Genomic DNA, 14,799 nt, shown 5'->3' with positions numbered 1-14,799 from the left:
GTTGTAAAATTGTATAAGAAATAGGACGTATTGGTATGCAACAGTCTTATGATTACGACGCCATTGTTATTGGTTCCGGTCCGGGCGGTGAAGGTGCCGCAATGGGGCTGGTGAAACAGGGAGCGCGCATTGCCGTTATCGAGCGCTACCACAATATCGGCGGCGGGTGTACACACTGGGGAACCATCCCTTCGAAAGCGCTGCGCCACGCCGTCAGCCGCATTATCGAGTTTAACCAGAACCCACTGTATAGCGACCACACACGTCTTCTGCGTTCTTCTTTTGCCGACATTCTGAATCACACCGAAAACGTTATCAGCCAGCAAACCCGCATGCGTCAGGGTTTCTACGAGCGTAATCACTGTGAGCTGTTCCAGGGTGATGCACGTTTTGTTGATGCCAACACCATCGAAGTTGAAAGCCATGACGGCACGATTGAACGCCTGACCGCCAGCAAATTCGTTATCGCCTGCGGTTCACGCCCTTATCATCCGCCGGATGTCGACTTTGCCCATCCACGCATCTACGACAGCGACTCTATCCTCAACCTGCACCACGAACCGGACCATGTGATTATCTATGGCGCCGGGGTGATCGGCTGTGAGTACGCGTCAATTTTCCGTGGCCTGTCGGTCAAGGTTGACCTGATCAACACCCGCGACCGCCTGCTGGCGTTCCTCGATCAGGAAATGTCAGACTCGCTTTCCTACCACTTCTGGAACAATGGCGTCGTTATTCGTCATAACGAAGAGTTTGAGAAAATTGAAGGGGTGGCAGATGGCGTGATTATGCATCTGAAATCCGGCAAAAAATTGAAAGCCGACTGCCTGCTTTACGCCAATGGCCGTACCGGTAACACCGACTCACTGTCGCTGGAAAACGTCGGTCTGGAGGCGGATGGTCGTGGTCTGTTGAAGGTTAACAGCATGTACCAGACGGCGCAGCCGCATATCTACGCGGTGGGGGATGTGATTGGTTACCCAAGCCTGGCGTCTGCCGCCTACGATCAGGGCCGTATTGCTGCCCAGGCAATGGTAAAAGGTGAAGCGACCGCACACCTGATTGAAGATATCCCAACCGGTATCTATACCATCCCGGAAATCAGCTCCGTTGGTAAAACCGAGCAGCAGCTGACGGCGATGAAGGTGCCTTACGAAGTGGGCCGTGCGCAGTTTAAACACCTGGCGCGTGCGCAGATCGTTGGCATGAACGTCGGTAGCCTGAAAATCCTGTTCCACCGCGAGACCAAAGAGATCCTCGGCATTCACTGCTTCGGCGAGCGTGCTGCGGAGATCATTCACATCGGTCAGGCGATTATGGAGCAGAAAAACGGTGGCAACACGATTGAGTACTTCGTGAATACCACCTTTAACTACCCGACAATGGCGGAAGCCTACCGGGTGGCGGCGCTAAACGGCTTAAACCGCCTGTTTTAACGCGCCGCTGCTCATCACGCCCTGCATATGTTCACGGATCGCCTCAGCCAGCTGCTCATAGCGGCCGCGCAGAGGTGAACCGGGGCGATACACTAACGCGATGGTGCGCTGTGGAACCGGCTTATAACAGTCGAGATAACACACCCCATCGCGTACTCTCTCCTTAGGCACCGCCAGCGATGGCAACAGCGTAATCCCGCTGCCTGCCGCCACCATATTACGCAGCGTTTCCAGACTGGTTGCGCGGAAGTGCGTATCTTCATCGGCACCCGCCTGGAAGCAGAAGCCCATCGCCTGATCGCGCAGACAGTGTCCGTCTTCCAGCATCAGCAGCTTCTCACCGGCCAGATCCGACATCGGCACGCGATCGCGCTCATGCCATGGATGATCGGCATAGATTGCCAGCTTCATCGGTTCGTCAAACAGCGGGACTTCAATAAACGCTTCCGACTCTTTCACCAGCGCCAGAATGGCACAGTCCAGCTTGCCGCTATCGAGCTGCGCCAGCAGCTGCTGAGTCTGCGCTTCGTGCAGATACATCTCCAGCTTCGGGAAGGTCCGATGCAGCGAAGGAATAATCTGCGGCAGCAGATACGGGCCAACAGTTGGGATCAGGCCGATATGCAGCGGGCCGGACATCGCCTCGCCCTGCTGGCTGGCCATCTCTTTCAGCACTTTCACTTCGCGCAGCACGGTACGCGCCTGATCCACCAGCAGCAGCCCGGCCTGGGTGAATAACACTTTGCGGCTGGTGCGCTCCAGCAGCATCACGCCCAGCTCATCTTCCAGCTTGCGGATCTGCCCGCTCAGCGTTGGCTGGCTGACATGGCAGGCATCGGCGGCACGGCGAAAATGGCGATGTTCCGCCAGCGAAACCAGATACTCCAGATCACGAATGTTCATCTCAATCCTCTATTCCACGATAGCCCGTGACGATAGATAGCATAGCAACCAACGATTATCCCTATCAAGCCTGAATGACAATAATGTGCCCCTGCAGAAATACAGCAGCCTTATCCGTTTATTAAGAGGTCTTTTATGTTTGCAAGTCAGGAAGGTAAATCAATCCCGCAGGTCACTTTTCACACGCGTCAGGGCGATAGCTGGGTCGACGTCACCACTGATGAGCTGTTTAAAGATAAAACGGTGATCGTCTTTTCACTGCCGGGCGCATTTACCCCAACCTGCTCCTCCAGCCATCTGCCGCGCTATAACGAGCTGTCCGACGTGTTCAAAAAACATGGCGTGGACAGCATCCTGTGCGTGTCGGTCAATGACACCTTTGTGATGAACGCCTGGAAAGCCGATCAGCGCGCCGGGAATATCACCTTTATTCCCGATGGCAACGGGGATTTCACCCGCGGTATGGAGATGCTGGTTGAGAAAGCCGACCTTGGCTTTGGTCCGCGCTCATGGCGCTACTCAATGCTGGTGCGCAACGGCGTGGTAGAGAAAATGTTTGTCGAACCAAACAAGCCGGGCGACCCGTTTGAAGTGTCCGATGCGGATACCATGCTGCGCTATGTTGCGCCGGAATATAAGGTGCAGGAGTCCGTTTCCCTGTTCAGCAAGCCGGGCTGCCCGTTCTGCGCCAAGGCAAAACAGATGCTGATTGACCGTGGGATTCAGTTTGAAGAGATCGTGCTGGGCCAGGATGCGACCACCGTCAGCCTGCGTGCCGTTAGCGGCCGCTCCACCGTGCCGCAGGTGTTTATCGGCGGGCGCCACATCGGCGGCAGCGATGATTTAGAGCAGTTCTTCGCGGCGTAAAACAAAAAGGGGATGGGTATGCCCATCCCCTACAACTTTACCCTGGGGTCGGACTTGCCGACCCACAGCGTGATTACGCCAGACGCTGCTTCGCTGCGGTAATCGCTTTCGATACCTGATGCGGTGAGACGCCGCCTTGCGCATTACGCTTGTCGAGGCAGGATTGCAGCGACAGGATCGGGTAAACATCCTCGCCAATCACGCTGCTGAACTTCTGCAAATCAGATAACTTCAGTGCTTCCAGCGCCACGCCCTGCTTGATCGCTTCCACCACGGTTTCACCAACAATATGGTGCGCTTCACGGAACGGTACGCCTTTGGCGACCAGATAATCCGCCAGCTCGGTGGAGTTAGCATAGCCCTGCTCGGCCGCTTCCTGGCAGCGCGGACGTTTCACCTGAATGCCATCCAGCACCAGTGCCGCCATATGCAGACAGTCAGACCAGGTATCGAGCGCGTCGAACAGCCCTTCTTTGTCTTCCTGCATATCTTTGTTGTACGCCAGCGGCAGGCCTTTCAGCGTCATGCTCATCGCGGTCAGGGCACCCTGTACGCGGCCCACTTTGCCACGGATCAACTCCAGCGCGTCCGGGTTTTTCTTCTGCGGCATCAGGGAAGAGCCGGAAGTCACTTTATCAGACAGCTCAACAAAGCCCGCCTCACCGGTATTGAAGAAGATCAGATCTTCGGCAAAGCGCGACAGGTGCACCATACCGATAGACGCATCGGACAGCAGCTCCAGCACATGATCGCGGTCAGAAACGGTATCAAGGCTGTTGCGGGTGGCAGAGGCAAAGCCTAACCAGCCGGCCAGCTGCTCGCGGTCGATTTCATAGGCGGTTCCTGCCAGTGCGCCACAGCCCAGCGGGCTGACGTCAAGGCGCTTCAGCGTGTCCTGCAGGCGGCTTTCGTCGCGCGCCAGCATCTCAACATAGGCAAGGCACCAGTGTGCAAACGTCACCGGCTGGGCGCGCTGCAGGTGGGTATAACCCGGCATCACCGCGTCCTGATTGGCTTCCGCGGTGGCGATCAGCGCCTGCTGGAACTGACGTGTGGCGATCAGCAGCTCGCTGACCTGCGCCTTACACCACAGTTTCAGGTCGGTCGCGACCTGATCGTTACGGCTACGGCCGGTATGGAGCTTTTTGCCCAGCGAACCGACTTTGTCGATCAGCTTGCCTTCCACCCAGCTGTGAATATCTTCGGCGTCACTTTCCAGAATCTGCTGTGGATTCGCGCGCACTTCTTCCAAAAGAACATTCAGCGCGCCTTCCAGCTGCTGCTGCTCATCGGAGGTTAAAACATTGACGGTCACCAGCGCTTTGGACCAGGCAACGGAACCGGTGATGTCCTGCTCTGCCAGACGATAGTCGAAGCGCAGTGAGTCATTGAATAACTTGAAACGTTGATCTGCAGCCTGCGTAAACCGTCCACCCCAAAGTGCCATGATGCGTACTCCCTTCAAATAATGTAATAAGGGCGGCACATGTGCCGCCCCTACGAATGCCTGTAGGGGCGAGTTACCTCGCCCGAAATATTACTTCTTCTCGTTCAGCGCGCGGATGCGTGAAGAGAGCGAGAACAGACGGATAAAGCCGCCCGCGTGACGGTGATCGTACACTTCGTCTTCGCCGAAGGTGGCGAACTCTTCAGAATAGAGGCTGTTGGCCGATTTCTTCTGGATAGCGGTCACCTGGCCTTTGTACAGCTGCAGCACCACTTCGCCGTTCACATCTTCCGCCAGTGCAGCGGCAGAAGCCTGAATGGATTTACGCAGCGGTGCGAACCAGCGACCGTCATAAACGACATAGGACATTTCCAGGCCCAGCTGCTCACGCCATTTGAAGCTGTCACGGTCCAGAACCAGCTGCTCAACCGCGCGCAGCGCGTTAACCATGATGGTGCCGCCAGGCGTTTCGTAGCAGCCGCGGGACTTGATGCCCACCAGACGGTTTTCCACGATGTCGATACGGCCCACGCCGTGACGCGCACCAATGGCATTCAGTTTGTCCAGGCAGCCGAACGGGCTAAGCGCTTCACCATTGACGGCAACCACGCGGCCTTTCTCTACGGAAACGGTAACCTGCTCAGGCTGATCCGGTGCTTCCAGCGGATCGACGGTCCACACCCAGCAATCTTTGTTCGGGGCATTCCACGGGCTTTCCAGCACGCCGCCTTCGGTAGAGATGTGCCACGCATTTTCGTCACGGCTGTAGATTTTCTCCAGCGACGCGGTGGTCGGGATATTACGCTCTTTCAGATAGTCCAGCAGCGCTTCACGGGAACGCAGGTTCCACTCACGCCATGGCGCGACCACTTTCAGCTGTGGAGCCAGCGCAGTGTAGGTGGTTTCGAAACGTACCTGGTCGTTACCTTTACCGGTTGCGCCGTGGCACAGGGCATCAGCCCCCACTTTCAGCGCCAGCTCAACCTGCGCTTTAGCAATGATTGGGCGCGCCATCGACGTCCCCAGCAGGTAAGTGCCTTCATACAGCGCACCGGTCTGCAGCACCGGATAAACGTACTCGCTGATGAACTCTTCACGCAGGTCCACCACGTGACATTCTGACGCACCGGACTGTAACGCTTTCTGCTCAACGCCTTCCAGATCGCCACGTTCCTGACCGATATCCGCCACGAACGCCACCACTTCACACCCGCCGTAGTTCTCTTTCAGCCATGGAATGATGGCCGAAGTGTCCAGACCGCCGGAGTAAGCCAGTACGATTTTTTTGATGCTTTTGTCTTGCATTGTCTTTTCCTTGAAAACGTTTCTGTTTAAGCGAGGATACGGGTGCCGATGGACACGCCGTTAAATAGGGTCGGCAGCTGTTCGGCATGGCGCCAGCTGGCGATATCCACCGGGCGGCCCAGAGTACGGGCGGCTTCCAGTGCGGCATTTACTTTAACGATCATACCGTCGGTAATCACCCCGTCAGCGATCAGCTGCCCGGCTTTTTCCGCCGTCATCTCTTCGATGCGCTGCTTGTTAGCATCGAGAATACCGCTAACGTCCGAGAGCAGGACCAGATCGGCACCCAGCGTCGCGGCCAGTGCCGTCGCCGCCTGGTCAGCGTTGACGTTCATCAGCAGGCCATCAGCGGTGATGCCGATTGAGCTGACCACGGGCAGATAGCCCGCGCCCAGCAGCGTAGTAATCAGGCGTGGGGAACCCGGCGTTGCCAGCCCCACGTGACCCAGTTCATCATCAAACTGTGCCACCTCAACACTGCCGCCGTCGCCGAGACACAGGCCAACAGCATCAATGCCATGTTTTTTCGACCAGGCCAGCAGGGTTTTGTTCGCTGTACCCGCCAGCGCCCCGGTGATAATGTCGATCTGATCGGCGGGAGTGACGCGCAAACCGTTTTTCTTCTTCACCGGCAGCGCCAGCTTGCTCATCAGTTCATCGACCAGGCAGCCGCCACCGTGAACGATCAGCAGCGGTCGCTGATGCGTGGTACGGTAGCTAACCAGTGCAGTAAACAGACGCTCAAGCGCCTCTTCGCTGTCCAGCAGCACACCGCCTAACTTGATAATTAACGGATTGGTCATCAACTCAACTCGCTCTCTGTGATAGATAGAATTATCGGTTTCCATCTGGTCGCTGATATTGTATTTTTATTCACTATTAGTGCATGAATATTGATACTATCCTAACCCAAGGACTGTCAACAGTGAAGACAAAATTACCCCCTTTTATTGAGATTTACCGCCAACTGATTGCAACGCCATCAATCAGCGCCACCGACAGCGCGCTCGACCAGAGTAATGAAACTTTAATCAGTTTGCTGGCCGGCTGGTTCCGCGATCTGGGCTTCAGCGTGGAAGTGCAGCCGGTGCCCGGCACGCGCAACAAATTCAATATGCTGGCGAAGAGCGGCGAAGGCGCAGGTGGCCTGCTGTTGGCCGGTCACACCGACACGGTGCCGTTTGACGATGGCCGCTGGACGCGCGACCCGTTCACTCTGACCGAGCACGACAACAAGCTTTACGGCCTCGGCACCGCCGACATGAAAGGTTTCTTCGCCTTTATTTTAGACACCCTGCGTGATATTGACGTGTCAGCGCTGAAAAAGCCGCTGTATATCCTCGCCACCGCCGATGAAGAGACCACCATGGCCGGGGCGAAATTCTTTTCTGAATCCACCACGCTACGCCCGGACTGCGCGATAATCGGTGAGCCTACCTCGCTGAAACCGGTGCGGGCGCACAAAGGCCATCTGTCTAACGTGATCCGCATTCAGGGCCAGTCCGGCCACTCCAGCGATCCGGGGCGCGGCGTCAATGCCATTGAGCTGATGCATGAGTCAATCACCCAGCTGATGGCGCTGCGCAACACGCTGAAGACACGCTTCCACCACGACGGCTTCGCCATTCCTTATCCGACCATGAACTTCGGCCACATCAGCGGCGGTGATGCGGCCAACCGTATCTGCGCCTGCTGCGAGCTGCATATGGATATCCGCCCGCTGCCGGGGCTGACGTTAAGCGATCTCGATGAGCTGCTGAATGACGCGCTGGCCCCGGTCAGTGCGCGCTGGCCGGGTCGACTGACCGTGGGTGAACTGCACCCGCCAATCCCGGGCTACGAATGCCCGCGTGAGCACCAGCTGGTGCAGGTGGTGGAGAAACTGCTGGGGACCGAAACCGAAGTGGTGAACTACTGCACCGAAGCACCGTTTATTCAGGAAATCTGCCCGACGCTGGTTTTAGGCCCGGGATCGATCAATCAGGCACACCAGCCGGATGAATTTATCGATACCGCATTTATTAAGCCGACTCGCGAACTGATCGCCCAGGTGGTGCATCATTTTTGCTATCACTAAGTGAAAATCGGGGCAATTGACTGTGAAAACAGCCGTTTGCCCCTGATTTCAATTATTCGGGATGATAAGAATAACTTATCTCACTCCGTCGCCATTAAATTTCATAAATTCCCGCAAGTTAGCACCACAATGGGGCAGATTTAAGTCAATTGACGAATGGTTCTTAACGTGGCTAGATAAAAGGCTGCGTTATGCCCATAAGGGTGAAATAAAGTAACAAATACAAGAAGGGTGTCAGGGGTCATATGAACGAACAATATTCCGCAATGCGAAGTAATGTCAGTATGCTCGGCAAACTGCTCGGGGATACAATTAAGGATGCTCTGGGAGAGAACATTCTCGATCGGGTTGAAACAATCCGTAAGCTCTCCAAGTCATCACGTGCGGGAAATGATGCCCACCGTCAGGAACTGCTGACCACGCTGCAAAATTTGTCCAACGATGAACTGCTGCCGGTCGCCCGCGCGTTCAGTCAGTTCCTCAATCTGACCAACGTGGCCGAGCAGTACCACACCATTTCACCAAAGGGCGAAGGCCCGAATCAGACAGAGCTGCTGGCGAACACCTTTGAACGCCTGAAGCAGCAGCCGGACCTGACCGAAGCCGCCGTTCGTGAGGCCATTGAATCCCTGTCGCTGGAACTTGTTCTTACCGCGCACCCGACTGAAATTACCCGCCGTACCCTGATCCACAAACTGGTGGAAGTGAACAGCTGCCTTAAGCAGTTGGATCACAACGACCTGTCCGACTATGACCGTGGGCAGATCATGCGCCGCCTGCGCCAGCTGGTCGCCCAGGCCTGGCACACCGATGAAATTCGCAAATACCGCCCTTCCCCGATTGATGAAGCCAAATGGGGCTTTGCTGTGGTTGAAAACAGCCTGTGGGAAGGGGTGCCTAACTTCCTGCGCGAGCTGAACGAGCAGGTTGAAGAGTCCTTTGGCTATCAGCTGCCGGTCGATTTTGTCCCGGTACAGTTCACCTCGTGGATGGGCGGCGACCGTGACGGCAACCCGAACGTCACCGCCGACATAACCCGCCATGTGCTGCAGCTCAGCCGCTGGAAAGCCACCGATCTGTTCCTGCGTGATATCGCCGTGCTGGTCTCTGAGCTGTCGATGTCGGAATGTACGCCAGAAGTGCGCGAGCTGTGCGGCAACCCGGAAGCGCTGGAGCCGTACCGCGAGATCATGAAAAACCTGCGCGGCCAGCTGATGAGCACCCAGGCCTATCTGGAGCGCCGTCTGAAGGGCGAGCGCCTGCCGCGCCCGGCCAACCTGCTGATCTCCAACGACCAGCTGTGGGACCCGCTCTATACCTGCTATCAGTCACTGCAAGCCTGTGGCATGGGCATTATCGCCAACGGCCAGCTGCTCGATACCCTGCGCCGCGTGAAGTGCTTCGGCGTACCGCTGGTGCGTATCGATATCCGTCAGGAGAGCACCCGCCACACCGAAGCCATTGCCGAAATTACCCGCTACCTTGGCCTTGGTGATTATGAGAGCTGGTCAGAAGCCGACAAACAGGCCTTCCTGATCCGCGAGCTAAGCTCTAAACGTCCGCTGCTGCCGCGCCAGTGGGAGCCAAGCGCCGACACCAAAGAGGTGCTGGAAACCTGCCGCGTGGCGGCAGAAGTGCCAAAAGGCTCGATCGCGGCCTACGTGATCTCCATGGCGAAAACGCCGTCGGACGTGCTGGCGGTTCACCTGCTGCTGAAAGAGTCCGGGATAAATTACGCGATGCCGGTAGCGCCGCTGTTTGAAACCCTCGATGACCTGAACAACGCCAACGACGTGATGAGCCAGCTGCTGAATATCGACTGGTATCGCGGCCTGATTCAGGGCAAACAGATGGTGATGATTGGCTATTCCGACTCGGCGAAAGATGCCGGGGTGATGGCAGCCAGCTGGGCGCAGTATCAGGCTCAGGATGCGCTGATCAAAACCTGCGAGAAGGCCGGTATCACCCTGACGCTGTTCCACGGGCGCGGCGGTTCTATCGGCCGTGGCGGCGCACCGGCACACGCCGCGCTGCTGTCACAGCCTCCGGGCAGCCTGAAGGGCGGCCTGCGCGTCACCGAGCAGGGCGAGATGATCCGCTTTAAGTACGGCCTGCCGGAAGTGACCATCAGCAGCCTGTCGCTCTACACCGGGGCGATCCTCGAAGCCAACCTGCTGCCGCCGCCGGAGCCAAAAGCGGAGTGGCGCGAGATCATGGACCAGCTGTCCGATGTCTCCTGCAACATGTACCGCGGCTACGTGCGCGAGCATGCGGACTTCGTGCCGTACTTCCGCTCGGCAACGCCGGAGCTGGAGCTGGCCAAGCTGCCGCTGGGTTCACGCCCTGCCAAGCGCCGTCCGACCGGCGGCGTCGAGTCGCTGCGTGCTATCCCGTGGATCTTCGCCTGGACGCAGAACCGCCTGATGCTGCCCGCCTGGCTGGGTGCCGGTGCCGGCCTGCAGAAAGCAATGGAAGATGGCCACCAGGCAACGCTGGAAGCCATGTGTCGCGACTGGCCGTTCTTCTCTACTCGCCTCGGGATGCTGGAAATGGTGTTCTCGAAGGCTGACCTGTGGCTGGCGGAATATTACGATCAGCGCCTGGTCGACAAATCCCTGTGGTCGCTGGGTAAACAGCTGCGCGACCAGCTGGATTCCGATATTAAAGCGGTGCTGACCATCGCCAATGACTCGCATCTGATGGCCGACCAGCCGTGGATTGCCGAGTCGATTGCGCTGCGTAACGTCTATACCGACCCGCTGAACGTGCTGCAGGCAGAGCTGCTGCACCGTTCACGCCAGCAGGAAGCAGAAGGCGGCGAGCCGGATGCCCGCGTCGAGCAGGCGCTGATGGTCACTATCGCCGGGGTGGCGGCGGGGATGCGCAATACCGGTTAATCCGGTAACGCGGGCCGATCGAAAAAAATCATCGTCATCGTGGCCGGTGGAAATCATCGGCACGGGCCGATCGGAAAAAATGATCGTCATCACGACCTGTGGAAATCGTCGGCACGGGCCGATCGGAAAAAATGATCGTCATCACGACCTGTGGAAATCGTCGGCACGGGCCGATCGGAAAAAATGATCGGCCCCTACAAAACCGTAGGGGCGGACCTTCTTTTTCGGTCCGCCCTGAAACGTTTAAACCTCAGGCATTTACCACCGTTTCCGGGCGCACGCCCAGCGTGTGGCAGATGGCGTAGCTCAGTTCGGCGCGGTTCAGGGTATAGAAATGGAAGTCTTTCACCCCTTCGCGGCTGAGGATCTTCACCATATCCATCGCCACGTTGGCACCGACCATTTTGCGGGTTTCCGGGTCGTTATCCAGCCCTTCAAACATGCTGGTCATCCAGCCCGGTACGCGCACGTTCGTCATGGCGGCGAAACGCTGCAGCTGCCTGAAGTTCGATACCGGCAGGATGCCAGGCACGATCTCGACATCAATGCCGGTCGACACGCAGCGGTCGCGAAAGCGCAGATAGCTCTCCACATCGAAGAAGAACTGGGTGATGGCACGGTTGGCGCCCGCATCGATTTTACGCTTGAGGTTAATCAGATCCGCCTGGGCGCTTTTCGCCTCCGGATGCACCTCCGGGTAAGCCGCCACGGAAATATCGAAATCACCCACCTCTTTCAGCAGCGCAACCAGATCCGCCCCGTACATTTCGGGCTTGCCAGCGCCAGGCGGCAGGTCACCGCGCAGCGCGACGATATGGCGAATCCCATTGTTCCAGTAATCCTGAGCAATATTGCGCAGCTCATCGCGGCTGGCATCGATGCAGGTCAGGTGCGGGGCGGCTTCCAGACCGGTGCGGTCTTTAATGCCTTTAATGATGCTGTGCGTTCGGTCGCGCTCGCCGGAATTGGCCCCATAAGTCACCGAAACGAATTTCGGCTTCAGGCTGCTGAGGCGATCGATAGAGCTCCACAGGGTCTCTTCCATTTCACTGGTGCGCGGCGGAAAGAACTCGAATGAGACATTAATCTGCCCGTTAATCTCGGCCAGACTCTGATTCAGTGCTTCGCGCTGATTTGCATGGAAAAAACTCATACCCGCTTACCTCATCGATCGCTTTGGCTTATTTCTTCGCCGTCACACGTCTATCCGTTTAGACGTCCAGACATTCAAAATGACGGAATTTGCCTGGTCAGTCAACAGAAAAATCACGACCTGCGCTGACAGATACGCAATAAAGGTGAGGGAAATTCATACAGAGATTGTGCAGGGGCCAGGCATGCAGAGAAGGTGTAGGTGCCTGGCATGTCTGGCCCAAATCAGCAGAGATGGTGTAGGGGCCAGGCATGCCTGGCCCAAATCAGGAAGGGATTACAGCAGCTGTGCCAGGCGATTCAGGTCAGACTGGATTGCCCCGGCAGTAACATCGCGCCCGGCGCCCGGGCCGCGGATCACCAGCGGATTATCGCGATACCAGCGGCTCTCAATGGCGAAGACGTTATCGCACGGCAGCAGCGCCGCCAGCGGATGATCGGGGCGCACCGCTTCCACGCCGACACGCGCTTTACCGTTGGCATCGAAACGCGCCACGTGGCGCAGCACCAGCCCCAGCTCCTGCGCCGCTTCAAAGCGCTGCACCATCTGCTCATTCAGCTCATCGGCATTCTCAAAGAAGTCATCCACCGAGCCGGACTGATAGCTGGCAGGCACCAGCGACTCGACGCGCACCTGATCGGGTTCGATGTCATAGCCCGCTTCACGCGCGAGGATCACCAGCTTGCGCATCACGTCCTGGCCGGAGAGATCGACGCGCGGATCGGGTTCCGTCAACCCCTGCTGCCAGGCCTGATCCACCAGCTCGGTAAACGGCACGGTGCCGTCAAACTGCAGAAACAGCCAGGAGAGCGTTCCGGAGAAGACGCCGCTGATCGACAGAATGCTGTCGCCGCTTTCGCGCAGGTCGCGCACGGTGTGGTTAACCGGCAGTCCGGCACCGACGGTCGCGTTATACAGCCAGTGACGCCCGGTTTTAGCGAAGGCATCACGGATCTGGCGATAGCTGCCGCTGGTTGCCGCCCCCGCCACTTTGTTCGCGCCAATCACGTGGAAACCGTAGCTGGCGAAATCGAGGTACTGCGCGGCAAGGGTTTCGCTGGCGGTCACATCCAGCACCACCAGGTCATCAAACGGGTGCTCGCGCATCCACAGGAACAGCGATTCCTGATCCTGCTCAACCGCTTCATCCTCGAAGAACGCCAGCGCGCGGCTGGCATCCAGACCGTCATAGCTCAGCAGGCTGCGGCGGCTGTCGACCACCCCGGCCAGGATATATTCAAAACCGGTGCGCGCAGAAAGGGTCTTCTGCTCGCGCGCGAACAGCTCCAGCCAGCGTGAACCGATATTGCCTTTGCCAAACAGCACCAGGCCAATCTGCTTCTCAGCGCGGAACAGCGTCTGGTGCAGACCACGGATCAGATGTTCGGTTGGCCCCACGCGCAGCACCGCCACCAGGCTGATGCCCTCCTGCGACTGGCAGATAAACTCCACCGGCTGATCTTTCATCTGCTGCCAGAAACGGTGGCTGTGCAGCGGGTTACGGCAGACGCCTGCGCCGACCATCGCCACCATTGCCATGCCATCGCGCAGCTGTAAACGACCCGGCAGCGCCGAATCCTCCAGCAGGGTCAGCGCGCTGTTCACCACTTCCGAGGTGTAGCAGAGCTGCAGCAGATTACGGTCAGGATGCACGCCGGTTGCCAGCGGGCGCATCTGCGCGCGCTTCAGTAAATGGTCGATCTCTTTGTGCATCGCGGCAAAATCATGCTGCGCCGGGACCTGGAACTCAATCAGGCAGACATCATCGTGGCTGGTAACAATACGTGCGCCGGTGCCGGAAGCCAGCACGCGTTCAATGCGGGTAGAGCCTTCGTCTGGCGTATAGCTGCAGCGCAGCTGTAGATCGATATCGCTGCCGGAAACCGGCTGCAGCGTGCGGGTGTGCAGCACCGGGGCAGCAAGGCGCGCCAGCTCGCTGGCTTCATCCAGGCGCAGCAGCGGCAGCAGGCAGGCATCTTTCACTTTGCGTGGGTCCGCGCTGTAAACCCCGGCGACATCGCTCCAGATGGTGACGCGCGACACGCCCGCCAGCGCACCGATCTGCGTGGCGGAGTAGTCACTGCCGTTGCGCCCCAACAGCACCGTTTCTCCGGCGTCATTGGCGCAGATAAATCCGGTAACGACCAGGCGCTGCGCTGCGCGTGGCGCCATCAGCTGTTGCAGCAGCGGGGCGGATTTCTCTTCATCCACCTGCGGCTGTGCGCCACGTTCAGCGCGCAGGAACTGGCGTGCATCCAGCCAGCTGGCGTCGATATCACGCCGGGCAAGGACGGCAGCCATCAGGCGCGCCGACCAGATCTCACCGTGCCCCACCACTTCAGCATAAACCGCCTCGGTGATGGGACCGTCCAGCAGCGCGGCCAGTTTTTCCAGATCATGAATAAATTCAGCAATCATCGGGGCAGCCGTCTCGGGCGGCAGCAGGCTGCTAATCAGTTCGCTCTGATAGCGACGCAGCGCCTGCTGCACCTGATGCGCAGATAACCGGTCGCTCTGGCTAAGCTTCAGCCAGCTGATCAGCTGATTAGTGGTGCTGCCCGCTGCCGAGACCACCATCAGGTCGCCCGGCTGGCTGTACTCCGCCATAATCCCGGCAACGCGCTGGTAGCATTTGGCATCGGCCAGACTACTGCCACCAAATTTATGCAACTGCCGTGTCCCCAACGCCCCTGCCACTGCTGAATAACTCATGC

At 58.0% G+C, this 14,799-nt stretch carries 10 protein-coding genes; 4 read left to right on the top strand and 6 right to left on the bottom strand.

From position 1 onward, the window contains the following. Positions 1-35 precede the first annotated feature (35 nt). The gene (sthA, locus tag J2Y91_RS08775; protein WP_048914295.1) at positions 36-1,436 is read left to right on the top strand and encodes a Si-specific NAD(P)(+) transhydrogenase; all 1,401 of its coding nucleotides are present in this window, start codon (positions 36-38) and stop codon (positions 1,434-1,436) included. Here the strand turns inward: sthA and oxyR are convergent. Beyond that, on the bottom strand, positions 1,419-2,339 hold the full coding sequence (gene oxyR, locus J2Y91_RS08770) for a DNA-binding transcriptional regulator OxyR (protein ID WP_048914294.1): 921 nt from the start codon (positions 2,337-2,339) through the stop codon (positions 1,419-1,421). The two genes, sthA and oxyR, sit on opposite strands and share 18 nt — an antisense overlap. 135 nt (positions 2,340-2,474) lie before the next feature. On the opposite strand from oxyR, the gene J2Y91_RS08765 reads away from it, so the two are divergent. Continuing rightward, entirely contained in the window at positions 2,475-3,206 is a 732-nt protein-coding gene (locus J2Y91_RS08765; RefSeq protein ID WP_048914293.1) for a glutathione peroxidase, read from the top strand. A gap of 73 nt (positions 3,207-3,279) precedes the next feature. On the opposite strand, the gene argH is transcribed toward J2Y91_RS08765, so the two are convergent. From argH to argB, 3 genes are all read right to left on the bottom strand, one after another. Continuing rightward, positions 3,280-4,653, bottom strand: coding sequence for an argininosuccinate lyase (argH, locus tag J2Y91_RS08760; protein WP_048914292.1), 1,374 nt, complete (start codon positions 4,651-4,653; stop codon positions 3,280-3,282). A 90-nt stretch (positions 4,654-4,743) separates the two neighbouring features. Continuing rightward, positions 4,744-5,958, bottom strand: coding sequence for an argininosuccinate synthase (locus J2Y91_RS08755; protein WP_048914291.1), 1,215 nt, complete (start codon positions 5,956-5,958; stop codon positions 4,744-4,746). A gap of 26 nt (positions 5,959-5,984) precedes the next feature. Then, positions 5,985-6,761 carry an acetylglutamate kinase gene (argB, locus tag J2Y91_RS08750; RefSeq protein WP_133622279.1) on the bottom strand — a complete coding sequence of 259 codons (777 nt, stop codon included), beginning with the start codon at positions 6,759-6,761 and terminating at the stop codon, positions 5,985-5,987. Positions 6,762-6,883: 122 nt separating this feature from the next. On the opposite strand from argB, the gene argE reads away from it, so the two are divergent. Both argE and ppc read left to right on the top strand, forming a co-directional pair. Then, positions 6,884-8,035: an acetylornithine deacetylase gene (argE, locus tag J2Y91_RS08745; RefSeq protein ID WP_133622280.1), complete on the top strand. Its 1,152-nt coding sequence runs from the start codon at positions 6,884-6,886 to the stop codon at positions 8,033-8,035. Positions 8,036-8,280: 245 nt separating this feature from the next. Further along, positions 8,281-10,932, top strand: a complete 2,652-nt coding sequence (gene ppc, locus J2Y91_RS08740; protein ID WP_133622281.1) for a phosphoenolpyruvate carboxylase — start codon at positions 8,281-8,283, stop codon at positions 10,930-10,932. Positions 10,933-11,182: 250 nt separating this feature from the next. On the opposite strand, the gene metF is transcribed toward ppc, so the two are convergent. Both metF and J2Y91_RS08730 read right to left on the bottom strand, forming a co-directional pair. Next, complete coding sequence (gene metF / locus J2Y91_RS08735; RefSeq protein WP_048914288.1) at positions 11,183-12,085, bottom strand: methylenetetrahydrofolate reductase; 903 nt, start codon at positions 12,083-12,085, stop codon at positions 11,183-11,185. A gap of 276 nt (positions 12,086-12,361) precedes the next feature. Continuing rightward, positions 12,362-14,797, bottom strand: coding sequence for a bifunctional aspartate kinase/homoserine dehydrogenase II (locus J2Y91_RS08730; protein WP_133622282.1), 2,436 nt, complete (start codon positions 14,795-14,797; stop codon positions 12,362-12,364). Positions 14,798-14,799: the final 2 nt, after the last annotated feature.

Source organism: Erwinia aphidicola, from assembly GCF_024169515.1.
In the GTDB taxonomy this organism is placed as follows: Bacteria; Pseudomonadota; Gammaproteobacteria; order Enterobacterales; family Enterobacteriaceae; genus Erwinia; species Erwinia aphidicola.
This window is presented reverse-complemented; position numbering and strand designations above follow the sequence as displayed.